The following is a 22,769-nucleotide window of genomic DNA, read 5'->3' as shown; positions in this document are numbered from 1 at the left end:
TCAACAGCCTGTTAAGGGCGGGGCACGACGCTATGGATTAAGCCCCGCGCATCGCCTGTGGCAGCCCCAGCACAATCTGCGGGAACAGCGTGATCAGGATCGCCGCCAGCACTAGCAGCAGGAAGAACGGGAAGCTGGCCTTGGCCACCTTCCACATGTCGTAGCCCGTCAGGTTCTGCACCACGAACAGGTTGAAACCCACCGGCGGGGTGATCTGCGCCATCTCCACCACCAGGATGACGAAGATGCCGAACCACAGCAGGTCGATGCCCGCCGCCTGTACCGCCGGCAGCACCACCGCGGTGGTCAGCAGGATGATCGAGATGCCGTCGAGGAAGCAGCCGAGGATGATGAACAGCAGGGTCAGCGCCAACAACAGCACATAAGGCGAAAGCTGTTTGGCGATGATCCAATCGGCCAGGGCCGATGGCAGCCCGGTGAAACTCATGGCCGAGGTCAGGTAGTGCGCGCCGAGCAGGATGAAGAAAATCATGCACGAGGTGCAGACTGCGCCCATCAGGCTGCCCATGAAGGTTTCGCGGTCCAGCGAGCCGGAATACCAGGCGATCAGCAGCGCGCCAACCACGCCGACCGCGGCGGCCTCGGTCGCCGTGGCGAAGCCCGCATAGATCGAGCCGATCACCGCGACGATCAGCGTGACCACCGGAATCAGCAGTTTTCCGCGGCGCAGTTTTTCCATGAACGGCAGCGTCTCGTGGTCATCGGGCATCTGCTCGCGGTTGAGCAGCGACCATACCATCAGAAAACCGCTGAAAATCAGCAGCAGCATCAAGCCAGGCAAGATCCCGGCGATGAACAACCGCGAGATCGACACCTGCGCCGCCACGCCATAGACGATCATCATGATCGACGGCGGGATCATCAGGCCCAGAGTGCCGGCACCGGCCAAGGAGCCGATGGCGATGCTTTCCGGATAGCCGCGCGCCTTCAACTCGGGCAGGGAAATACGGCCGATGGTCGCCGCCGTCGCCGCGGACGAACCGCTGACCGCGGCGAAGATCCCGCAGCCCACCACGTTGACGTGCAGCAGACGCCCCGGCAGGCCACGCAGCCAGGGCGACAGGCCGTTGAACATGTCCTCGGACAGGCGCGTGCGGTAGAGAATCTCGCCCATCCAGATGAATAGCGGCAGCGCGGTCAGCGTCCAGCTGGCGCTCGAAGCCCAACTGGTGGTGGCCAGGATCGAGCCGGCCGGCGCTCCGCCGAACAGCTCCATAGCGATGATGCCGACACCCAGTAGCGACAGGGCGACCCAGACACCGCCGCCGAGCAAGGCAAACAAAGCCACCAGCAGCGTGATAGTAATTATTGTGTAGTCCACGGTTAACTCACTGATCCGGTGCGGCCGAGGCCGCAAGAATGGATAAAACTGGCGAGCTTATTCGCTCAGCGCACTGCAGGCGTCCGGGCTCTCGAAGCGCTGTCCCAGGCACACCACGATCAGCCGCTCAGCCATCGCCACTGCCAGCACCGAAGTGCCCAGCAGCATCGGTAGCTGCGGAATCCACATCGGAATGGGCAGCAGCCCAGTCGACACTTCCTTGAATTCATAGGATTCAATTACGAACAGCGCGCAATACCAGGCCAGGTAAACGCTGATGCCCAGGCCAACCAGATTGCTCAGCACCTCGGCGACAAAGCGGCCGCGGGTCGAGAGCAGGCGGTACATCAGCTCGACGCGGATATGCGCGCCGCGCTGCAAGGCGTATGGCAAGGCGAGAAAGCCCGACGCGGCCATGGCATAGGCGGCGAATTCGTCGGCCGACGGCACCATGCCGCCAAGCTGACGCGCCACGACCTGGGCAATCACCAGCAGGCAGATAAGCACCAGGAACAGGCCCGAGAGCAGCCCGCAGAGGGTGTAGAGCTTGTGCAAGAGTTTCATTGTCTGAGGCTCCCGATACTAGAGATGCCGAGGCCGGTCGCCTGGCCTCGGCTCATTCAGCCAATCAGTTCTTGTAGGCGTCGATGATCGCCTGGCCGTCCGCACCGGCCTTGCTCAACCACTCCGCGGACATGGTCTGGCCGATGGCCTGAAAGCCCGCCTCGACCGGTGCCGGTGCGGCCGGATCGACCTGCATGCCGTTCTCGGCGAGGGTGGCGACCAGCTTGCTGGTTTGCGCCTCGGCAATTTCCCAGCCGCGCTGCTCGGCACGTGCGGCCGCTTCCAGCACAGCCTGCTGCGAGGCCTCGGGCAAGCGCTTGAAGGTGCGCTCGTTGACGATGACGAAGTTTTTCGGAATGAACGCCTTGACGTCGTAGTAGTACTTGGCGAAATCCCAGGCCTGGGTATCCACGCCGGTCATCGGCGAAGTGATCATGCCGGTGATGATCCCGGTGCTGAACGCCTGCGGTACTTCGCCGGCATTGATCACGGTGGGCACCGCGCCCATCAGCTCGGCCATACGCGAGGTGGCCGGGTTGTAGGCGCGGAACTTCATGCCCTTGAAATCCTCCATGACGCTGATCGGAGTCTTGCTGTAGATGCTTTGCGGCGGCCACGGGGTGGCGTACAGCAGCTTGATGCCCTGCTTGGCCAGGCGTGCTTCCACCGCCGGACGGCTGGCCTTCCAGAGTTTCTGCGCATCGCTGTAGTTGCGCGCCAGGAAGGGTACGCTGTCGACTTCATAGATGGGGTCTTCGTTGCCCAGCACCGACATCAGCACGTCACCGAGCTGAACCTGGCCGGTCTGTACCGCGCGCTTGACCTCGGGGCGCTTGAACAGCACCGAGTTGGCATGCACGCGGATGCTCAGTTCGCCGGCGGTGGCTTTCTCGACATCCGCCGAGAACTCCTTGGCCACTGCGGTGATGTAGTTGCCCTCGGGATTCTCCGTAGTCATGTTCCAGCGTTCCGCGGCCTGTGCGCCGGCCACATGCAGACCCAGGGTGCAGGCCATGGCGGCCATGGCGAGACGAGAGAGGTTGTTCATTATTATTTTCTCCAGATTGAGATGAAGGCGAATGGCCTGAACCCACAGTTGCCGGAAGGCCTGATTTCGAGTCTCGGGCGAGGCCGCAAGGCTGTCCAACTAGAAAAACCAAAGGTGCATGATCGGAAATCGTTATGAGCAATAACGGGGCACTGTGGGGATAAAGATAGTCATGTTCGCGCCAGGCGTCGTATTGCCAGGGCTGCAGCGCGGGCTTCAAACGTGGGCAAAGGAGCCAATCGCCCCCTCACCCTAACCAGGCGCCCCTAGCCCTCTCCCTGAAGGGCGAGTGGACTAATCGCGCGCATCCCATAACCGGACCATGAACCGCAAAGGGGGGAGCCGGGCCGGGTTGAGCACCTAAGCCGGCACGTAGGCGATCAGGTCGTTTCCTGATCGTTGGCGAATGGCAACAGGGTGATCATGCTTTCGCCCATTTGCTTGGCGTACTCCTGCAATACCCCGCCGGCCAGCGCGACTATGTCCTCGCTCAGTTCGAGGCCGACGCCGGTGCGCCAGGTCACCACCATATCCAGGGCCGGCGGCTGCGACACATCGGCGAGGATGGTGACCAGGCCCTGCTTGAGCTCCTCGTGAACCAAGGCCGCGGGCAACGCACCTATGCCGAAACCATCGCGGATCAAGCGCGTCATGGCCGCCACCGAGTTCACGCAACTGATCCGCGGTGCGGCGACGTTGCCGGCGTGCAGCAGGTTGAGAATGTCCTGGTGCGGGCGCGAGTTCTTGGAAAAGGTGATGATCCGCTCCTTGACCAATTCATCCAGCGAGGCGTAGCCACGGTGATAGATCGAGCCGGTCAGGACGATCCACTGCACCGGGTAGCGCGCCATTTCCAGGTTGCGCACGCCATCGCCGCGCACCACATCGGTCTGGAAAATGATGTCCAGGTAACCTTTCTGCAATTGCTCGCACAGGTTGCGCGCGGTGTCGGCGGTGAGCTCGATCTCCACCGCCGGATAGACCTCCATGATCTTTGTTACGAAAGGACTCAGCAGCGTGTGGATCACCGTGTCCATCACGCCTAAACGGATGCGCCCCTGGATATTGCCGGTCTCGCTGATCGACTGTTTCAACGCCTGCATGGTGTCGAGCATGCGCTCGGCATACTCGAGCACCTTGCGCCCTTCCGGGGTCAGCGAAACCCCCTTCGAATCGCGCAGGAAAAGACGAACGCCCAACTCGTCCTCCAAGGCGGCAATGCGGCTGGAAATCGAGGCCTGGGTGCTGAACAGCTTTTCCGCCGTGAGGCGAAAACTCTTCAGCCGTGCGACCCAGACGAAGGTCTCGAGAAATCTCAGATTCATGGCTGTTCGGCCCTCGTGCGATACGGATAACGGCGTTTTGCCAGCGGTATACGAAGCAGGTTACATGCCAGCGCTTGGAAAAACGCCCAGCCGGGCGCATCGGATTTTCTGATCGGCGGCCCCTGCTTTTTCTCGTTGGACGCTGCCTCGCGCGGCTACCAAGAATACCCCCGCGGCAAATCAAGCCCGATAACAACAGACCGCAAATCGCGCCCTGCCAAGCAGACGGTATCCACCGCTGTGCGCCTTACCTCACAGGAGAGATTTCTCATGAACCAGATCCACCGCATGGCAGCTTTGCTCGCCATCAGCAGTGTGCCCGGCGTGGCCAGTGCCGACTTCATCAACGACAGCAAAGGCGTCCTCGAGCTGCGCAACTTCTACTTCAATCGCGATTTCCGCCAGGAACGCGCCCGTGACAAGGCTGAAGAGTGGGCGCAGGGCTTTTTGCTGCGCATGGAGTCCGGCTACACCGAAGGCGCGGTCGGCGTCGGCATCGATGCGCTGGGCATGGTCGGCTTCCAACTCGACTCCGGCGAGGGCACCGCGGGCAGCGGCTTGCTGCCGGCAGACCGCTCCGGCGGTTCGCAGAACGAGTACGCCAAGCTCGATGTCACCGCCAAGGTCAAGGCCTCCAAGAGCACCTTGCGCATCGGCTCCCTGGCGTTTCGCAGCCCCATCGTCTCCTCCAACGATTCGCGCCTGCTGCCAGCCTCGTTTCGCGGCGCCCTGCTCAATGTGCAGGAGATCGACAAGCTGACCCTGCAAGGCGGCCAGATCGACCGAATCAAGGCCAACGCCTCCACCGACTACACCGAGATGAGCGCCAACCGCATCGGTGGCAACAGCGACTCGTTCACCTTCGCCGGCGGCGATTACAAGCTGACCCCCGAGCTGAGCCTGGGCCTGCACTACGGCGAGCTGCAAGACATCTACCAGCAGCACTACGGCACCCTGGTCTACCTCAAGCCGCTGGGCGAAGGTCAGTCGTTCAAGACCGACCTGCGCTTCGCCAAAAGCCGCGAAGACGGCAACTTCCGCGATATCGACAACACCGCCTTCGGCGCCATGTTCACCTACACCCTGGGCGGCCATGGATTCGGCGCCGGCTACCAGCGCATGAGCGGCGACGATCCGTTTCCGTACATCGCCAATAGCGATCCGTACCTGATCAACTTCGTGCAGATCAACGATTTCGCCAACACCGACGAACGCTCCTGGCAGGCCCGCTACGACTACAACTTCGCGAGCATCGGCGTCCCCGGCCTGACCTTCATGACCCGCTACATGTCCGGCGATCACGTTCAGGTCGGCGCCAGCAACGGCGGCAAGGAATGGGAACGCGACATGGACCTGGGCTATGTGGTGCAGAGCGGCCCGTTGAAGAACCTCGGCCTGAAATGGCGTAACGCCACCGTGCGTTCGAACTTCGGCAACGACCTCGACGAGAACCGCCTGATCCTCAGCTACAGCCTGCCGCTCTGGTAATCGGCAAGTCCATGGCCGGCGGTTGCGATCGCCGGCCATATCTTTCGCCTCGCACGAACGGAACTCATCCTGGCAATACCCATGCTGTCCTACGACTGGCCCACCTTCGTGGCTACTACTGGGGAGGGGGGCGAGGAGCCGCCCATGCAGATATTCCTGTCCTGGCAACAAAAATTCCGCCTGCTGATCGTCATCACCCTGCTCGGCCTGGGGCTGATCACCGCGACCTCGTTCTGGGCCAGCCGCCAAGTCGACACGGCGCTGCAAGCCCGGGAAAACGCCACGGCATTCGCCGGCGCCTCCTTCGCCTTGGTTAACGGCTGGCTCAAACTCGGCATCCTGCGCAAGGAACTCAGGCCCGCTGACAGCGCGGCATTTCTCGCACGCATCGGCGCGCTGGAACAACTCGCCGAGCAATTCGTCAGGCAGGCGAAAGTCCTGGGCGATAGCGCCATCGGCCAAGGCGCGCAACAGATAGAAGCCTTGATCCTGAGCGAAACCGACCTGCAAAGAAGCTGGCTGGCGCTGTCCCAGCAACTGGGACTGACGCCGTTCCAAGGTCAACGCCAAACGCTTGCCGCTAGCGCCGAACAGTTGGAAGCCATCACCATCAGCCTGATCCAACCGCTGATCGCCGCGGCCCTGAGCAACCAGCGCAACTACCTGTCGACCTTCGACAGCGACTACGCCGCGCAGGCCCATAGCGCCATCGGCGAATTGCAGGCCAAGCTGCAAGAGCTGGATTGGGGCGATAACCAGATCGGCCAGACGGTCGCCGCCTTCAGCGCGGCCTTCGCCCAAGCGGATGAGTCGATCCAGCAACTGCGCACCCTCGAGGCGCAGCTCGCCGAGCAACGCCAGCAAACCGAGCAGCGCATCGTTCAGCAGAACCTCATGCTGCAGGACGGCATCCTCGCCAGCACCGCACAGCAGGCACAACAGGCCAGGCTCTCGGCGAACTGGCTGATGGGCCTGACCTCGCCCTGCGTCGCGCTATTCCTGTTGGTCACCCTGAGCCAGGCATCGCGCACATTGATGGCCCAGTTGCACAAGGTCACCCGCCTGCTCACCCAGGTCGCGTCCGGCGACCTCACCGGCCGCCTGGCCATCGGCGGCAACCCCAAGGACGAGTTCAACCAATTGGGCGAGGCCTGCAACCGCATGATCCAGGGCATCAGCCGGATTCTCTGCCAGGTGGTCGAGGCCAATCGCGCCCTGACCGAACTGCACGCCTACCTCGGCGTCTCGATGCGCGACCTCGGCGCTAACAGCCGCCAGGTGGAAATCCAGACCGCACAGGCCGCTTCGGCCTCCCAGCAGATCTGCGCGACCATCAACGAAATGGCCCAGCGCACCTCGGACGTCGGCAATGCCACCCACAGCGCCTACGAGTCGGCGCGCTTGGGCAGCACGGTGATCGACGCCAGCGTCGACAACATGCGCCGGCTGTCGCAACTGATCCAACAGACCCACGCCCAGGTCGCCCTGCTCAGCCAATCCAGCGGCAAGGTGCGCGGCATCATCGACGTGATCAACAGCCTGGCGGACCAGACCAACCTGCTGGCCTTGAATGCCGCCATCGAAGCGGCGCGCGCCGGCGATGCCGGGCGCGGCTTCTCGGTGGTGGCCGATGAAGTGCGTTCGCTGGCGCAGAAAACCGTATCCGCCACCACCGACATCGCGCGCATCATCGGCGACTTCAACCAGCAGACCCAGAGCATCGACGGCCTGATGAACAACGGCCTGTCGCTGGCGGCGCAAAGTGAGGCGCATGCCGGGCAAGTGGCCACGGCCATCGAGACGATCACCCAGTCGATGGAGCAGCTCAGCGGGGAAATGAACCAGGTGGTGGTGGCCATCGAAGAGGTCTCCAGCACCACCGGCGATATCGCCGGGAAGATGGAGGAAATCAATCTGCACACCGGCCAGACCAAGGGCCTGCGCTTGACCCTGGAACAACAGACCCAGGGCCTGTCCGAGCAGATCCAGGCGCTGAGCCAGAGCGCCCGGCAATTTCAGATCGGTTAGCGAGGCCTGGTAGCCCGCCTAAATTTATAGAGCAGGCCTTGGCGCAATCCGGGATGGGGGGCTGACGTCGTAGGGTGCGCCGTGCGCACCAGCCTCGGCGCATTTTTTTGGTGCGCACGGCATAGGCGGCCCCACACCCCCTACCTTTGCGGCCGCTGCAAGCAACCGTCACGCTTACCCAGGCGTTCGATACAACAGGCAATGGGTACATAGACAAAACAATGCCGCCCACCCGGCTTGAGTGAGCGGCATTGCGACTGCGATTATGACTGAGCAGCAGGACTATTCGGCCTGCTCCATGACAGCACCCTCGCGGTACTCGTCGACGATGTCCCGGCCTTGCTCGCCCGCCTGGCCCAGCCACTCCCAGGCCAGCGTCCGGCCTATGGCATCCAGGCCGGCACGCACTTCCGGCGGGGCTTGCGCCACCACTGTCAGGCCGCGGCGCTCAAGGGTTCTGATCTGATAGGCGTTCAGCGCCCAGGACAACTCCCAGCCTTGCATCTCGGCGCGCTTCGCCGCCGTCAGCAGCGCCTGCTGCGCAGTGACCGACAAACGCTGGAATGCCGCCTCGTTGACCACGGTGATGTTCTTCGGGATGAACGCCTTGATGTCGTAGAAATGACTGGCGAATTTCCACGCCTGCAGGTCGACCCCGGTGGCCGAGGAGGTCAGCATCGCCTGCACCTCGCCGCTGCCGAACGCCTGGGGCACGTCCTCGGTGGCGATGGTGGTCGGCACGGCGCCGACCAGCTCGGCCATGCGCGCGATGGTCGGGTTGTAGGAACGGAATTTCAGGCCCTGGAAATCCGCCATACGGGTCACCGGCTTGTTGCTGTACAAACTCTGCGGCGGCCATGGCACGGCATACAGCAGACGCACGCCGTCTTTCAGCAGGCGCTGTTCGATGGCCGGCCGGCTGGCCGGCCAGAGTCGTTTCGCCTGGTCGTAGTCGGTGACCAGAAACGGCAGGCTATCGAGCGCATACAGCGGGTCTTCCTCGCTCAGTACGGACATGAACAGATCGCCGAGTTGGATGTCCTCGCGCGCCACCGCGGCTTTCACCTGGGCGCGCTTGAATAGCGTCGAGTTGGGCGAGACGCGGATGTCCAGCTCGCCCTTGCTCTCGCGCGTGACCTGACGGGCGAAGTCGCGGGCGATGCGGGTAATGAAGTTGCTGGTCGGTTGCTCGGCCGACATGTTCCAGAGCTCGGCCGCCTGAGCGGTCGTCACGGCGCTGACCAGGGCGGCGAGTACCGCGGGGAACTGCAAATAAAGCGAGGGTCTCATTGGCGTGTCCATGAGTCGTGGAATCAGGGAGCCAGGCCAACGATCTATCCGGAACAACCACGGCGCCCGGCCGATGGAAAGGACACCCCTGGCCGAGATGGTGGACCGGCCAGGGGTGCGCGCGAGGTGTTTGCTGCGCGAATAGTGGAGCAAACCACAGCACGACTGTCGGAGTTGCCGAGGCCAGTGTCCAACGAGAAAAAACACAGGCTTATGATCGAAAAAGCTTATGCCCCGCACCTCTGCCGCAGCGAGCGCTCAAGGCTGTGCTGGAATCAGCGCCATCGACTTTTCCTATCCCCTCCGCTCATTTTTATTAGTTGGACGCCCGCCCCGCGTCACTCAAGAATGCCGCACAGGTCATTCCATAACAGGCGGCCGTCCGTTCGCCAGCGCCGTGTTCGCGCATACCGACGCGGCGCCCCGCACAGAGGAACATCCCTTGAACAGCCTGCTTCTGAACTGTGATATCGGCGAGAGCTTCGGCGCCTGGCAAATGGGTCTGGATGCCGAGGTCATGCCCTATATCGACTGCGCCAATATCGCCTGCGGTTTCCATGCATCCGACCCCAGCACCATGCGCAAGACCGTGGCCCTGGCGGTCGAACATGGCGTGCGCGTCGGCGCCCATCCGGGCTACCCGGACCTGGTGGGTTTCGGCCGCCGCTCGCTGGACTGCTCGCCCCGGGAAGTCGAGGACCTGCTGCTCTATCAGGTCGGCGCCCTGGAGGCCATCTGCCGCAGCCAGGGCAGCCGCGTCAGCTACGTCAAACCCCACGGCGCGCTGTACCAGGACATGATGCGCAAGCCGCCGATCCTCCGTGCGGTGATGCGCGCCCTGGCCAGCTACGACCGCAGCCTGCCGCTGATGCTGATGACCACCCGCGACAATCGCCAGAGCCAAGCCATGGGCGCCGAGTTCGGCCTGACCCTGTGGTTCGAGGCCTTCGCCGACCGCGCCTACGACCCGGCGGGCTTCCTGGTCGCGCGCAGCCAACCCGGCGCGGTGCACCACGACAGCGAGCTGATCGTCAATCAAGCCGTCAGCCTGGCCAAGGGCCACGCGCTGTTCGCCAGCGATGGCAGTTCGTTATCCCTGCAGGCCCACACGCTCTGCGTGCATGGCGACAACGCCGAATCCATCGCCGCGGTGCGGCGCATCCGCGACGCCTTCGACGCCCTGAGGTTGGCATGAGCGCCCCCGTCCCGAAACTCGAAGTCGCCGGCATCGACAGCCTGACCCTGCGCCTGTTCGACCACATCGACGAAAGCAACATGCCCTGGATGCTGGCCGCCAGCCAACGCCTGCGCGCCAGCTTCGGCGACGCGCTGATCGATCTGGTGCCGTCCTACACCACCCTGTTGCTGCATTACGATCTGAAACGCATGGCCGGGATGCGCGTGCGCGAGCTGATCGCCGAAGCCTTCGTCGATCTGCAACCGACCAGCGCCGAAAGCGGTCGCTGCCATGAGCTGCCGACCTGGTACGACCGCAGCGTCGGCCCCGAACTGCCGCTGCTGGCGCGACGCAGCGGGCTCAGCGAAACCCAGGTGATCGAGCGCCACAGCCACCATGAGTATCAGGTGTTCGCCATCGGTTTCGCCCCCGGATTCGCCTTTATGGGCCTGGTCGAGGAAGCCCTGGCGGCGCCGCGCCTGAGCACCCCACGGAAACGGGTCGCGGCCGGTAGCGTGGGCATCGCCGAACGCCAGACCGCGATCTACCCGGTGGTATCACCGGGCGGTTGGAATCTGCTCGGGCGCAGCCCGGTGAAACTCTTCGACCGCACCATCGACGGTTACAGCCTGATGCAACCGGGCGACCGGGTGCGCTTCGTGCCCATAGATCACGCCGAATTCATCCGCCTCGACGGCGACGACAGCCCCCTGGAGGCGCCCTTATGACGCATGACGCAAGCGGGCTGCGTGTCGAGCGCAGCAGCCCCTTTATCCAACTGCAGGATGCCGGGCGTTTCGGCGTGCGCCACCTCGGCGTCAGCCAAAGCGGCGCCCTGGACTGGATTTCCATGTACTGGGCCAACTGGCTGCTGGGCAACGCCCTAGATGCCGTGGTGGTGGAAATCACCCTGGGCAACTTCGACCTGCGCTGCGAACAGGACGGCTGCCTGGCCCTGGCCGGCGCCGATCTCGGCGCCACCCTGGATGGCGAACCCCTGCTGCCCTGGCGCAGCTTCGGCGTGCGCCGCGGCCAGCAGTTGCGTTTCGCCCAACCACGTCTGGGCGCCCGCGCCTACCTGGCCGCGCCAGGCGGCTTCAGCGCGACCACGGTGCTCGGCAGTTGTTCGAGCATGGCCCGCGAGCAGTTGGGCGGCCTGCATGGCGACGGCAAACCGCTGGCGGTGGGCGACCGCTTGCAATGGTCGAAATCCCTGCCGACACCACGGCCCATGGACACACGCCTGATTCCGCAGTTCCCCCCCTCGCCGCGCCTGGAATTGGTGATGGGCGCGCAGATCGGCGATTTCAGCGGCCAGAGCCTGTTCGATGTGTTCAACAGCGCCTGGAAAATCGATACGCGCGCCGACCGCATGGGCATACGCATACTCGGCCCGCGCCTGCAGGCGCGGCGTTCGACGACCATTTCCGAGGGCATTCCCCTGGGCGCCGTACAGGTGCCACCGGATGGCCAGCCGATCATCCTGCTCAACGACCGACAAACCATCGGCGGCTACCCGCGCCTCGGCGCGCTCACCCCACAGGCCGTGGCCCGTCTGGCGCAATGCCTGCCCGGTGAAGAGCTGCAACTGGCGCCGGTACTGCAGGAGACCGCGCAGAACAGCCATCTGCGCTTGCTCGGGCAGTGGCGGCATAGCCGCGACTAGCTGCCCGCTCTTTCTATAACAACGGCTTAATTGCATCGCAGGATGCCGAGCCGCGCATAGCCTGCGCCTCGGCAAATGCTTTAAAGTCTAGGCCGTCGTGCGTCCGGTACGGCTTGACCCTTTTGCAAAGAGCTCAACGATGGAACACCGTGAAGCGCTGCTCGCCCTGCGAACCTTTCTTTCCACCCAGATCCTCGGCCAGGAAAAACTCATCGATCGGCTGCTGATCGCCCTGCTCGCAGACGGTCACATGCTGGTCGAGGGCGCGCCCGGGCTGGCCAAGACCAAGGCGATCAAGGAACTGGCCGAAGGCATCGAGGCCGAGTTCCATCGCATTCAGTTCACCCCGGACCTGTTGCCCGCCGACATCACCGGCACCGAGATCTACCGGCCGGAAACCGGCAGTTTCGTGTTCCAGCAGGGGCCGATCTTTCACAACCTGGTGCTCGCCGACGAGATCAACCGCGCGCCGGCCAAGGTGCAGTCGGCGCTGCTCGAAGCCATGGCCGAGCGCCAGGTCAGCGTGGGCCGCAGCACCTACGAGCTGTCGCCGCTGTTCCTGGTGATGGCCACGCAGAACCCGATCGAGCAGGAAGGCACCTACCCGCTGCCCGAAGCCCAGCTCGACCGCTTCCTGATGCACGTGAAGATCGGCTTCCCGGATGCCAACGTCGAGCGCAAGATCCTCGCCCAGGCCCGCGGCGAAGCGCTGCATGGCGAAACCAAGCCCGAGCACCGGGTCAGCCAGCAGGCGATCTTCGCCGCGCGCAAGGAAATCCTCGGCCTGTACATGGCCGATGCGGTGGAGGAATACCTGGTGCAACTGGTGATGGCCTCGCGCACGCCGGGCAAGTTCGACCCGGAACTGGCCGAGTGGATCGCCTATGGCGCCAGCCCGCGCGGCTCGATTGCCCTGGATCGCTGCGCGCGCGCCCACGCCTGGCTGGCCGGGCGCGAATTCGTCAGCCCGGAAGACATCCAGGCCGTGCTGTTCGACGTGCTGCGCCACCGCATCATCCTGTCGTTCGAGGCCGAAGCGGCCGGGATCGACCAGGACCGCGTGGTGCAACGCATTCTCGATGTGGTGGCGGTCGCCTGATGTCCAGCGCCCACGTAGCCCGGATGCCATCCGGGGAGCAGCGAACAACGCGCCCGGATTGCATCCGGGCTAGCTGCTGAACCGCCATGCACAGCCAGCCCACCCAACCCGGCGTACGGGTCAATCTCGCCGAACTGATCGAGATGCGTCACCGCGTGCGCGAGGTGCAGCTGTTTTCCACGCCGGCGCAGCGCAGCCCGCTGATCGGCTTGCACCACTCCAAGCTGCGCGGGCGCGGCGTGGATTTCGACCAGGTGCGGGTGTACCAGGCGGGCGACGACGTGCGCACCATCGACTGGCGGGTCACCGCGCGCACCCAGGAGCCGCACACCAAGCTGTTCCATGAGGAACGCGAGCGGCCGATCTACCTCCTCGTGGAGCAGAGCCAGCGGCTGTTCTTCGGCTCCGGGTTGATGTTCAAATCGGTGCTCGCCGCCCAGGCCGCCAGCCTGATCGGCTGGGCCGCCCTCGGTCACAACGACCGCATCGGCGGCCTGGTATTCGGCGAGGAGCAGCACGAAATCAAACCGCGGCGCAGCAAGCAGAGCCTGCTGCAACTGCTCAACCGCCTGGCCCGCGCCAACCAGGCGCTGTCCGGCGACAGTCAGGCCAGCCGTGACAGTTTCGGCCTGGCCCTGCGCCGCGCCCGCGAAGTGCTGCGCCCCGGCAGCCTGGCGGTGATCATCTGCGACGAACGCACCCTCGGCGACAGCAGCGAACAACAACTGAACCTGCTGGCGCGGCATACCGACCTGCTGTTGCTGCCGATCTCCGACCCGCTCGACCATGCCCTGCCGGCCGCCGGCTTGCTGCGCTTTGCCGAACGCGGCGCGCAACTGGAGCTCGACACCCATGACGCCAGCCTGCGCCAGGCCTACCGCGCCCAGGGCGAGGCGCGTCAGGCGCGCTGGCAACGCCTGGCGCAGAAGCTCGGCGTGCCCCTGCTGGCGCTGAGCACCCAGCGTGAGATGATCGAACAACTGCGCGACCACCTCAACGCGCAACGCCCCGGAAAACGGCTATGAACCCGCTGGATCAACTCGAGCCCCTGATCGCCCCGGCGCCGATCGACTGGTGGCCGCCCGCGCCCGGCTGGTGGCTGCTGGCCGTGCTCGTGCCGCTCATGGCCTGGGGCCTGACGCGCCTGCTGCAACGTCTCAAGCGCCGGCGCACGGCAAGCGTCAGCGACAACGCCCTCGATCCCCTGCGGCTGGCCGCCCTGGCGGAACTCGAACAACTCGGCAAACCCTACGGCGGCGCGCCCGCCGGTCCCTGGTTGCAGCAGCTCAATGGACTGCTCAAGCGCCTGTGCCGCCAGCACTACCCGCAGAGCCACAGCCACACCTTGAGCAGTCGCGGCTGGCTGGCGTTTCTCGACAGCCGCTGCCCGGCGGCCGGCCTGACCCGCTGGATGATTCTGGTCGAAGGCGCCTACAAACCGCACTGCACCCTCGACGACAAGGCCATCGACGGACTCAACCAGGCGGTCGCCATCTGGATTCGCAAGCATGTTTGAGTTCGCCTGGCCCTGGATCATCCTGCTCGCGCCGCTGCCCTGGTTGCTGCGCCTGCTGCTGCCCGCGGCGGACAGCGGCGAAGCGGCCCTGAAGGTCAGCTTCCTCGGCGAGCTGGAGGGTCTGGCTGGACGCCGCGCCCGGGCCAATCTGCCGGCCTGGCGCCAGCAGGCGCCTTTCGCCCTGCTCTGGTTACTGCTGCTTACGGCCGCCGCCCGCCCGGAATGGGTCGGCGAACCGCTGCCGATTCCCGCCAGCGGCCGCGACCTGCTGCTCGCGGTGGATGTGTCCGGTTCCATGGCCTACGCCGACATGCGCTGGGAAGACGAGGAAGTCGACCGCCTGACCCTGGTCAAACACCTGCTCGGCGACTTCATCGAAGGCCGTCAGGGCGACCGCGTCGGCCTGATCCTGTTCGGCAGCAAGGCCTATCTGCAGGCACCGCTGACCTTCGACCGGCGCACCGTGCGCACCTGGCTGGACGAAGCGGTCATCGGCATCGCCGGCAAGAACACCGCCATCGGCGATGCCATCGGCCTGTCGGTCAAGCGCCTGCGCCAACGCCCGGCAGATAGCCGCGTGCTGGTGCTGGTGACCGATGGCGCCAATACTGGTGGTGAGATCGAGCCGCTGATCGCGGCGCGTCTGGCCGCCGAGGAAGGGATTAAAATCTATCCGATCGGCATTGGCGCGGATCCGCAACAAGGCGGGATCGCCGGCCTGTTCGGCCTCAATCCGGGGCTGGACCTGGACGAACCGAGCCTACGCGCGATAGCCGAGGCGACCGGCGGCGAATACTTCCGCGCCCGCGACAGCCAGGAACTGCGCGCCATCGAGCAGCAGCTCGACCGCCTAGAGCCGGTGGCGCAGCAGCCGACCCTGGCGCGCCCGGCCCAGGCGCTGTATGCCTGGCCACTGAGCGCCGCGCTGCTGCTGAGCATGCTGCTGGTGGGCCGCGAGCACTGGCCGCAACTGCAACAACGGCTACGCCTATTGGCACAACGTCCCTGGCGGAGACAGCCATGATCGAAGATTGGCTACAGGGTTTATGGCCCCACTGGCTGCGCCTGTACTGGCTGCTGGCGGTGCCACTGCTGGCGGGCTTGCTCTGGCAACTCTGGCACCGGGAGAAGCGCGCCGGCCGCTGGCAGCTGCTGCTGCCGCCGGCGTTTCATGCGGCACTGCTCAGCGGCGGTCGCGGTCGCGCCAGTCGCCTGCCCTGGATCGCCCTCGGGCTGGCCTGGCTGCTGGCCCTGCTGGCGCTGCTCGGCCCCAGCTGGCAACGCCTGGAGCAGAACAACCTGAAACCCGCCGACCCGCTGGTGATCCTGCTCGAACTGACCCCGCAGATGCTCGCCAGCGACACCCCGCCCAACCGCCTGGAGCAGGCCAAACGCAAGCTGCTCGACCTGCTCCAGGCCCGCCGCGATGCGCAGACCGCCATCGTCGTGTTCGCCGGCAGCGCCCACACCCTGGTGCCGCTATCCGACGACCTGGCCACCAGCCGCAACCTGCTCGAATCGCTCACCCCCTCGATCATGCCCGAGCCGGGCCGGCGTGCCGACCTGGCACTGGACAAGGCCCTGCAACTGCTGGAACAGGGCGGCCAAGGCCAGGGCCGCATCCTCCTGATCGGCAGTGGCCTGGATCAGCAGGAGCGTCTCGGCATCAGCCAGGCGCTCGGCGACAGCGGCGCGCGCCTGCATATGCTCGGCATCGGCAGCGCCGAGGGTGCGCCTATCGTCCAGGAAAACGGCACGTTGCTCAAAGACGCCCGGGGCGCGATCCTCATCCCGCGCCTCGACAGCGCCGACCTCGCCCGCTTCGCCCGGCAGATCGGTGGGCGTTATCGCCAGGCCAGCCTGGATGACCGCGACCTGCACGACCTCGGCCTGCTCGCCACGCCCCAGCAACTGCGCAGCGACGGCGAACAGATGCGCCTGCAGGCCTGGGCCGATCAAGGCCACTGGCTGCTCCTGCCGCTGTTGCTGCTGGCCGCCTGCGCCGGCCGCCGAGGCTGGCTGTTCTGCCTGCCACTGCTGCTGCTCGGCGTGCCGCAGAGCAGCTACGCCTTCAGCTTTGACGACCTCTGGTGGCGCGCCGATCAACAAGGCCAGCGCCTGCTCGAGGCGCAACGCCCAGCTGAAGCGGCCGCCCGTTTCGAGGATCCACAGTGGCAGGGCCTGGCGCTCTACCAGGCGGGCGATTACCCGGCCGCGGCCGAACGCTTCGCCCGCGGCGACAACGCCGTCGCTCACTACAACCGCGGCAACGCCCTGGCCCGCAGCAATGAACTGGAAGCCGCCCTGGAGGCCTACAGCCAAGCCCTGGAATTGCAACCGGACCTGCTCCCGGCGCAGAAAAACAAGGCCCTGATCGAACAACTGCTGCAGCAAAGCCAACAACAGGACCAGCAGCAAAACCAGCAGCCACAAACGGACAGCCCGCCCACCCCGCCAGCGCAACCGCAGACCGGCCCAGCGCCGCCCGATGCCGACCAGCCGCCGCCCGCCTCCGACCAATCCAGCCCTGGCGACGAGGAGCAGGCGCCCAGCCAACCCACGCCCGGCGACAGCGACGCACCGACGCCCAGCGAACCGGACGATAACCTGCAGGGCGAAGAACAGATCGCCAGCGCCAAGCAACCGCTCGATGGCGAGCGGCGCCAGGCCCTGGAACAATGGCTGCGGCAAATCCCCGATGAACCGGGTGAGTTGCTGCGACGTAAATTCTGGTACGAACAGCAACAGCGTCAGGAACAGACTCGATGACCCGCCTGCTCTGCACCCTTCTCCTCAGCCTGCTGGCACTCCAGGCCAGCGCGCAAAGCTTCACCGCGAGCATCGATCGCGCCCGCCTGAGTATCAGCGAGACCTTCGAACTGACCCTCGAATCCGACGACGCCACCCAATTCGGCAAGCCCGACCTCAGCCCTCTGGACACCCTGTTCGAGGTGCTCGGCAGCCGCCAGGTCAACCGCCTGACCACGCTCAACGGCGAGTCCCGCGCCATCACCCGCTGGATCGTCACCCTGCAACCGAAACAGAGCGGCTACGTGGTGGTCCCGCCGCTGACCCTGGGCGACCTGCAGACCCAGCCGATCACCCTGCACGTGCAGGAAGCCAACGGCGACAGCGCGACGAGCAAACTGGCACCGGTATTCATCGACGCCAGCCTCGATCAGCCCAGCGTCTACGTCCAGGCACAAAGCGTGCTGACCCTGCGCATCTACCACTCCGTCTCGCTGTATGACGACAGCAGCCTGAGCCCGCTGGAAATGCCCGACGCACGGGTCGAGCAACTCGGCGAGCCGCGCACCTACGAAAAGGACATCAATGGCATCCGCCATGGCGTGATCGAACTGCGCTACGCGATCTTCCCCCAGCGCAGCGGCGAACTGACCATTCCCGCCCAGGCGTTCAGCGCCACCCTGGTCGACCGCGCCAGCCGCAACGACTTCCAGCCATTCGGCCCGCGTCCCGGCAAGGTCGCGCAGGTCAAATCACCGGAAATCCCGCTGACGGTCAAAGCCAAGCCCGCCGACTACCCGAGCGATGCGCCCTGGCTACCGGCCCGCGCGCTGAGCCTGGCAGAAACCTGGAGCCCGCAACCGGACAGCGCCAAGGTCGGTGACTCGCTGACGCGCAGCCTGCTGCTCAAGGCCGACGGCCTGTCCAGTGCACAACTCAACCCCTTGCCCGCCACCGAGGTCAAGGGCCTGCGGCGCTACCCGGACCAACCGCAACTGGCCAACCAGATCAGCGACCGCGGCGTGATCGGCAGCCGCGAGGAACGCGAAGCCCTGGTGCCCAATCGCAGCGGACAATTCGAACTGCCGGCGGTAGAAATCGTCTGGTGGAATACCCACGAAGACCGCCTGGAACGCACCAGCCTGCCGACACGCAGCCTCGAGGTTGCGCCCGCTCCAGGTCTGGAAACAGAGCCGCTGCCCAGCGAAACGCCGGCCCAGGCCTGGGTCCAGGGCCCGCCGTTGTGGCCCTGGCAACTGAGCAGTGCCCTCCTCAGCCTCAGCACCCTGCTCGGCTTCGGCCTCTGGTGGCATGCCCGCCGCCAGCCGGCCATCGCCCGCGCCAACCAGACCGGCCCCAGCCCGCGTACCCTGCTCGACGACCTGAAACGCGCCTGCCTGGCCAACGACTCGCTAGCCACCCGCCACGCCCTCGACGCCTGGGCCCGCCAACAACCGGAAACCCTCGCCGAAATGGCCGCCCGCTTCGTCCCCCTGTCCGACGCCCTGGACGGCCTGAATGGCGCGCTCTACAGCGAAACCGGCCAGCACTGGCAAGGTGAAGACCTCTGGCGCGCCATCGGCACCCTGCCCCGCAACGAAGCCGGCACCAGCAACACCCCCCAGGAAACCAGCCCGCTGCCACCGTTGTACCCGCGCTAATCGCTGCGATGGGTATCGTTACGCTCAACCTACGCGGCCCGACGGATCGCCGCCCGCACCATCCTATGGGCTGGCAACCGCAGCGTTTTGTAGGATGTGGCGGGCCGCGTAGGCTTGAGCAAAGCGATACCCATCAACCGGTTGCCCAGCTAGCTGCCGGGCTTTATTGACTTGCCGCCGATCGCTGCGATGGGTATCGCTACGCTCAACGCCATCCTACGGGTTGGCAACCGCAGCGGTTTTGTAGGATGCGGTTGAGCAAAGCGATACCCATCAACCGCTTGCCCAGCCGCCGGGTTGTATTGAATGGCCGCCAATCGTTGCGATGGGTAGGGTGTCACTCGCCGAAGGCAGTGCACCATGGCCTATCGACACGGCACAAAGCTGGCGGGCTGTCGCTTCGCTCCGAACAGATCGCCGCCCGGGCCGCCCTACGAAAACAGTCAGTGTCCCTGTCGCGTATAGAAAGATATGCCTACACGCTCAATGTGATCGAGTAACGCAGGATTTTCAATTCGATGCTTAAGGGAGATATCCACCATCCAGGGCAACAGCAGATCATCAATCTGATTCTCGATGGCTAACATTTGTGAGAGCGAAAGCTCATCGCCTTCGATTGCAAGATCAATATCGGAACCGGGTCGATAGTTGCCTTTGGCCCGCGAACCATAGAGCAACACGCGCTGGATCTGTGGCCAGCCTTGGAAAACTCCCCGGAGTTTTTCGACAGCATGCGCTGGCAATCCAAAGCTGAGTTCGTCAGTCATATCTGGTCGGCCAGATCTTGCATGTGTTTCTCGTACTGCTGAAACAGGTCGTAGTACAGCACCATGATCTTCTCAGTGATCTCGTTGGCGACGGATTCGTTGTAGGTGTGCGCTGTCTGGTTACGACTCTTGATCATTTCCATCCAGCCCTCTCCGTCACTGATCAATCCTTGTTTGAAAGCAGTGCGAATGGCATCGCGCGAGCCAGTAATGCCGGGATTTCCCTGGTAGAGGAAATAGTCCTTCATCAGATTCCAAGCCAGCTCAAAAACAAATTCGAATGCCTGAATCAGGCCCTGCTTTTCCAGCTCACTCAGTTGCCGCGAACGAGCCAACTCGACTGCTCGAGTTAATTGAGCGAGTGCCCGGCTGTAGTTGACCAGGCGCTGTTGCCAGCGAATGTCTTGATCAGTCATGAAGAAAATCTCTGGTCAGGATGGAGATGGCGTTTTCGCCCAAACATCATAACGCTCTAGAAAATGGACACGTACTTATGAAAAGAAGAAGGACTGGCCTCCAAGCAGCGTGCCGGGTCGGCCCTCCTTCAAAAGCAACCAGCACCGCATTCCCTGTAGGAGATCCCCCGTCGTCCAGACGCCGCGCTGTTGCGCAGCAAACTGGGGGGCAATTGCGTCTATCGGCTTGTGGGTACCTGTAGGAGCGGGCCATGCCCGCGATGCGTTTCGCGGGCATGGCCCGCTCCTACAGAAAACGTAATAACCCATAAAATCAATAACATAATTATTGTTTGATGAGAGCTGCTTCAGCTGCGATGGCGGACAACGTCCGCCCGCAAATCAAAAGCATCGCGCCGAGGTCGGCCCCCAAACAACCTGCAGCGAAAATCCGCTGCCTAAGGCTCTATCCGCCGTTGCAGGTGGATCCAATCGACAATCTCGCCTTCCGGTGCATAACCACTCACGGTCTCGCGCAGCAGTTGGCGCACACGATCGTAATCATCACGCTCAACCGCATTGAGCAGATCGGTCAGAACCTTCTTGAAGACTTCCCAGGACAGGCACTCTTCGTTGGCGCGCATGATCATCGGGTGATCGGTCGGGCTGACGTTATCGCCGATCAACAATTCCTCATACAGCTTCTCGCCAGGGCGCAAGCCGGTGAACTCGATGGAGATATCCCCATGCGGGTTCTTTTCCGAGCGCACGCTGAGACCGCTGAGGTGGATCATCTTTTCTGCCAGATCGACGATCTTCACCGGCTGGCCCATGTCCAGCACGAACACATCGCCGCCCTGCCCCATGGCGCCGGCCTGGATCACCAACTGCGCGGCCTCGGGGATGGTCATGAAATAACGAGTGATCTTTGGGTGGGTCACCGTCACCGGGCCACCCCGGCGAATCTGATCGTAAAAGCGCGGAATCACCGAGCCCGAAGAGCCCAGCACATTGCCAAAACGCACCATGGTGAAACGAGTCTTGTTGACCCGATGCACGCCATCATCACTTCTGAACAGCACCGGCGCAGGTTCCGCGCTCAAGGCCTGCAAGACCATCTCGGCCAGGCGCTTGGTGCTGCCCATCACATTGGTCGGGCGCACCGCTTTATCGGTCGAAATCAGCACGAAGTGCTCAACCCCGGCCTTGATCGCCGCCTGTGCGGTAAAGGTGGAGCCCAGCACATTGTTCAGCACGCCCTCGGCGATATTGTGCTCGACCATCGGCACATGCTTGTACGCCGCGGCGTGATACACCGTATTCACCGCCCAGGTGCGCATCACATCGAACAAGCGCCCGGCATTGCGAATCGAGCCCAGGATCGGCACCAGGCGCACAGGCAACGATTCACGACGAATGCGCTGCTCCAGTTCGCAGTGAATGCTGTAGAGATTGAATTCGCTGTGCTCGAACAACAGCAAAATCTTTGGCCCGGTGGCTACGATCTGCCGACACAGTTCCGAGCCGATAGAACCACCTGCGCCGGTCACCATCACCACCTGACCACGGATGCAACGTTCGAACAACGCCTGCTGCGGCGGCACCGCATCGCGCCCGAGCAGGTCGGCGATGTCCACTTCCTGAACATCGTCGACCTTGACCCGACCGCTGGCCAGATCCATAAACCCGGGGATACTGCGCACATGCAGCGGATAGTGCTCCAACAGCTCCAAAATCTCGCGACGGCGAACTCGGCTAGCCGAAGGAATCGCCAGCAGAATCTCGTCGGCACCCGTTTCATCGATCAACTGCTGGATATGCTTGGAGGTATAGACCCGCAGGCCCGCAATCACCCGATTGGCAATATTGGCATCATCGTCGATGAAAGCCACCGGCCGCATACCCCGGCCCAAGCGCAATGCAGCGATCAACTGGTTGCCGGCCGCGCCAGCGCCGTAGATCGCCACCTTCGGCAAACCGGCATCACGCCCATTGAGCCGGCCAGGATGAGCCGACGAGTACCAGTCACCCATAAAGTACTGACGCATGACCAGGCGCAGCCCGCCAATCATCACCAGGCTCAACCACCAATAGTTGAACACCATCGAGCGCGGAATCAGCTTGGGGGCACCCTGATGCCAGTACACCGCCAAGGCCAGGAGCAACGCCGACAGGGTGACCGCCTTGCCGATGGCCAGCAGCGCATCGTTACCGAAATAGCGCATCACCGCCCGGTACATACCGAAGCGCACGAACATGGGAACCGCGATCAGCGGCGCCACAACAAACAGCCAGGCATGCCCGGCAAACGGCTCAATGCTTTTCATATCGCCCAAGCGCACGACAAAGGCCAGCCAAAGCGCCGCCCAGACCAGCAGCACATCCATGCTGACCTGGAGCAGTCGCTTGTGACGGCGTGGCAGCTTGACCAGACGGCAGCGCAACTTTTCGGCAAGTCTTAACACGACAACACCTCAATCCTGAGAACTTGAAAACCAGCGAAGTAAACCCTCCGCCGGGTAAAAAAACTGACTATTGATGGCAAACCCAACAGCGAATGCACGCCACCCACAAAAGCACAGGCACCACATCTCCCTGTAGGAGGGGCCGGGCGGCGTTCCGACCCCGCCGCGATGGCGGACAACGTCCGCCCAA

General features: G+C 64.0%; 19 protein-coding genes. 11 read left to right on the top strand and 8 right to left on the bottom strand.

The genetic code is table 11. The annotated features are described in order from the left end of the window. Positions 1-37: 37 nt before the first annotated feature. From G9C89_RS14800 to G9C89_RS14785, 4 genes are all read right to left on the bottom strand, one after another. The gene (locus G9C89_RS14800) at positions 38-1,342 is read right to left on the bottom strand and encodes a TRAP transporter large permease (protein ID WP_172149294.1); all 1,305 of its coding nucleotides are present in this window, start codon (positions 1,340-1,342) and stop codon (positions 38-40) included. Positions 1,343-1,399: 57 nt separating this feature from the next. Further along, positions 1,400-1,906: a TRAP transporter small permease gene (locus G9C89_RS14795; protein ID WP_172149292.1), complete on the bottom strand. Its 507-nt coding sequence runs from the start codon at positions 1,904-1,906 to the stop codon at positions 1,400-1,402. A gap of 64 nt (positions 1,907-1,970) precedes the next feature. After that, positions 1,971-2,954, bottom strand: a complete 984-nt coding sequence (locus G9C89_RS14790; protein ID WP_178115561.1) for a TRAP transporter substrate-binding protein — start codon at positions 2,952-2,954, stop codon at positions 1,971-1,973. 380 nt (positions 2,955-3,334) lie between these two features. Beyond that, on the bottom strand, positions 3,335-4,279 hold the full coding sequence (locus G9C89_RS14785) for a LysR family transcriptional regulator (protein WP_172149290.1): 945 nt from the start codon (positions 4,277-4,279) through the stop codon (positions 3,335-3,337). Positions 4,280-4,549: 270 nt separating this feature from the next. Here G9C89_RS14785 and G9C89_RS14780 point away from each other — a divergent pair, with 270 nt between their 5' ends. Then, positions 4,550-5,767, top strand: a complete 1,218-nt coding sequence (locus G9C89_RS14780) for an OprD family porin (protein ID WP_172149288.1) — start codon at positions 4,550-4,552, stop codon at positions 5,765-5,767. A gap of 144 nt (positions 5,768-5,911) precedes the next feature. Further along, a complete protein-coding gene (locus G9C89_RS14775) occupies positions 5,912-7,795 on the top strand; it encodes a methyl-accepting chemotaxis protein (RefSeq protein WP_172149286.1) in 1,884 nt (627 codons plus the stop codon). A gap of 282 nt (positions 7,796-8,077) precedes the next feature. Here G9C89_RS14775 and G9C89_RS14770 read toward each other — a convergent pair whose 3' ends face one another. Next, positions 8,078-9,085 (bottom strand): TRAP transporter substrate-binding protein, encoded by a 1,008-nt coding sequence (locus G9C89_RS14770; RefSeq protein WP_256674194.1) that lies wholly within the window; start codon positions 9,083-9,085, stop codon positions 8,078-8,080. A 442-nt stretch (positions 9,086-9,527) separates the two neighbouring features. On the opposite strand from G9C89_RS14770, the gene G9C89_RS14765 reads away from it, so the two are divergent. From G9C89_RS14765 to G9C89_RS14725, 9 genes are all read left to right on the top strand, one after another. Further along, positions 9,528-10,280, top strand: a complete 753-nt coding sequence (locus G9C89_RS14765; protein ID WP_172149284.1) for a 5-oxoprolinase subunit PxpA — start codon at positions 9,528-9,530, stop codon at positions 10,278-10,280. Continuing rightward, positions 10,277-10,990, top strand: coding sequence for a 5-oxoprolinase subunit PxpB (gene pxpB, locus G9C89_RS14760; protein ID WP_172149282.1), 714 nt, complete (start codon positions 10,277-10,279; stop codon positions 10,988-10,990). The genes G9C89_RS14765 and pxpB overlap by 4 nt, the downstream gene beginning before the upstream one ends. Beyond that, the gene (locus tag G9C89_RS14755) at positions 10,987-11,928 is read left to right on the top strand and encodes a 5-oxoprolinase subunit C family protein (protein WP_172149273.1); all 942 of its coding nucleotides are present in this window, start codon (positions 10,987-10,989) and stop codon (positions 11,926-11,928) included. Before pxpB ends, G9C89_RS14755 begins: the two co-directional genes overlap by 4 nt. Positions 11,929-12,067: 139 nt before the next feature. After that, the gene (locus tag G9C89_RS14750) at positions 12,068-13,027 is read left to right on the top strand and encodes an AAA family ATPase (protein ID WP_172149271.1); all 960 of its coding nucleotides are present in this window, start codon (positions 12,068-12,070) and stop codon (positions 13,025-13,027) included. Positions 13,028-13,113: 86 nt separating this feature from the next. Further along, positions 13,114-14,052, top strand: a complete 939-nt coding sequence (locus G9C89_RS14745; RefSeq protein WP_172149269.1) for a DUF58 domain-containing protein — start codon at positions 13,114-13,116, stop codon at positions 14,050-14,052. After that, positions 14,049-14,543, top strand: a complete 495-nt coding sequence (locus tag G9C89_RS14740) for a DUF4381 domain-containing protein (RefSeq protein ID WP_172149267.1) — start codon at positions 14,049-14,051, stop codon at positions 14,541-14,543. Before G9C89_RS14745 ends, G9C89_RS14740 begins: the two co-directional genes overlap by 4 nt. Then, positions 14,536-15,567, top strand: a complete 1,032-nt coding sequence (locus G9C89_RS14735) for a vWA domain-containing protein (protein ID WP_172149265.1) — start codon at positions 14,536-14,538, stop codon at positions 15,565-15,567. Before G9C89_RS14740 ends, G9C89_RS14735 begins: the two co-directional genes overlap by 8 nt. Then, entirely contained in the window at positions 15,564-17,312 is a 1,749-nt protein-coding gene (locus G9C89_RS14730) for a VWA domain-containing protein (protein WP_172149263.1), read from the top strand. Before G9C89_RS14735 ends, G9C89_RS14730 begins: the two co-directional genes overlap by 4 nt. Next, positions 17,309-18,952: a BatD family protein gene (locus G9C89_RS14725; RefSeq protein ID WP_172149261.1), complete on the top strand. Its 1,644-nt coding sequence runs from the start codon at positions 17,309-17,311 to the stop codon at positions 18,950-18,952. The genes G9C89_RS14730 and G9C89_RS14725 overlap by 4 nt, the downstream gene beginning before the upstream one ends. Before the next feature lie 443 nt (positions 18,953-19,395). Here the strand turns inward: G9C89_RS14725 and G9C89_RS14720 are convergent, their stop codons facing one another. From G9C89_RS14720 to G9C89_RS14710, 3 genes are all read right to left on the bottom strand, one after another. Next, positions 19,396-19,719: a nucleotidyltransferase domain-containing protein gene (locus tag G9C89_RS14720; protein ID WP_172149259.1), complete on the bottom strand. Its 324-nt coding sequence runs from the start codon at positions 19,717-19,719 to the stop codon at positions 19,396-19,398. After that, on the bottom strand, positions 19,716-20,135 hold the full coding sequence (locus G9C89_RS14715; RefSeq protein ID WP_172149257.1) for a nucleotidyltransferase substrate binding protein: 420 nt from the start codon (positions 20,133-20,135) through the stop codon (positions 19,716-19,718). The genes G9C89_RS14720 and G9C89_RS14715 overlap by 4 nt, the downstream gene beginning before the upstream one ends. A 437-nt stretch (positions 20,136-20,572) precedes the next feature. Continuing rightward, a complete protein-coding gene (locus G9C89_RS14710; protein ID WP_256674205.1) occupies positions 20,573-22,501 on the bottom strand; it encodes a polysaccharide biosynthesis protein in 1,929 nt (642 codons plus the stop codon). Positions 22,502-22,769 lie beyond the last annotated feature (268 nt).

Source organism: Pseudomonas tumuqii, from assembly GCF_013184545.1.
Classification (GTDB): domain Bacteria; phylum Pseudomonadota; class Gammaproteobacteria; order Pseudomonadales; family Pseudomonadaceae; genus Aquipseudomonas; species Aquipseudomonas tumuqii.
The sequence above is the reverse complement of the archived record's forward strand: the minus strand, read 5'-3'. Positions and strand labels throughout refer to the sequence as shown.

Coding starts and splice junctions, on each gene's coding strand:
- G9C89_RS14795 (WP_172149292.1), bottom strand. CDS start 1,906: ATGAAACTCTTGCACAAGCTCTACACCCTCTGCGGGCTGCTCTCGGGC.
- G9C89_RS14790 (WP_178115561.1), bottom strand. CDS start 2,954: ATGAACAACCTCTCTCGTCTCGCCATGGCCGCCATGGCCTGCACCCTG.
- G9C89_RS14785 (WP_172149290.1), bottom strand. CDS start 4,279: ATGAATCTGAGATTTCTCGAGACCTTCGTCTGGGTCGCACGGCTGAAG.
- G9C89_RS14780 (WP_172149288.1), top strand. CDS start 4,550: ATGAACCAGATCCACCGCATGGCAGCTTTGCTCGCCATCAGCAGTGTG.
- G9C89_RS14775 (WP_172149286.1), top strand. CDS start 5,912: ATGCAGATATTCCTGTCCTGGCAACAAAAATTCCGCCTGCTGATCGTC.
- G9C89_RS14770 (WP_256674194.1), bottom strand. CDS start 9,085: ATGAGACCCTCGCTTTATTTGCAGTTCCCCGCGGTACTCGCCGCCCTG.
- pxpB (WP_172149282.1), top strand. CDS start 10,277: ATGAGCGCCCCCGTCCCGAAACTCGAAGTCGCCGGCATCGACAGCCTG.
- G9C89_RS14755 (WP_172149273.1), top strand. CDS start 10,987: ATGACGCATGACGCAAGCGGGCTGCGTGTCGAGCGCAGCAGCCCCTTT.
- G9C89_RS14750 (WP_172149271.1), top strand. CDS start 12,068: ATGGAACACCGTGAAGCGCTGCTCGCCCTGCGAACCTTTCTTTCCACC.
- G9C89_RS14745 (WP_172149269.1), top strand. CDS start 13,114: ATGCACAGCCAGCCCACCCAACCCGGCGTACGGGTCAATCTCGCCGAA.
- G9C89_RS14740 (WP_172149267.1), top strand. CDS start 14,049: ATGAACCCGCTGGATCAACTCGAGCCCCTGATCGCCCCGGCGCCGATC.
- G9C89_RS14735 (WP_172149265.1), top strand. CDS start 14,536: ATGTTTGAGTTCGCCTGGCCCTGGATCATCCTGCTCGCGCCGCTGCCC.
- G9C89_RS14730 (WP_172149263.1), top strand. CDS start 15,564: ATGATCGAAGATTGGCTACAGGGTTTATGGCCCCACTGGCTGCGCCTG.
- G9C89_RS14725 (WP_172149261.1), top strand. CDS start 17,309: ATGACCCGCCTGCTCTGCACCCTTCTCCTCAGCCTGCTGGCACTCCAG.
- G9C89_RS14720 (WP_172149259.1), bottom strand. CDS start 19,719: ATGACTGACGAACTCAGCTTTGGATTGCCAGCGCATGCTGTCGAAAAA.
- G9C89_RS14715 (WP_172149257.1), bottom strand. CDS start 20,135: ATGACTGATCAAGACATTCGCTGGCAACAGCGCCTGGTCAACTACAGC.
- G9C89_RS14710 (WP_256674205.1), bottom strand. CDS start 22,501: ATGGATGTGCTGCTGGTCTGGGCGGCGCTTTGGCTGGCCTTTGTCGTG.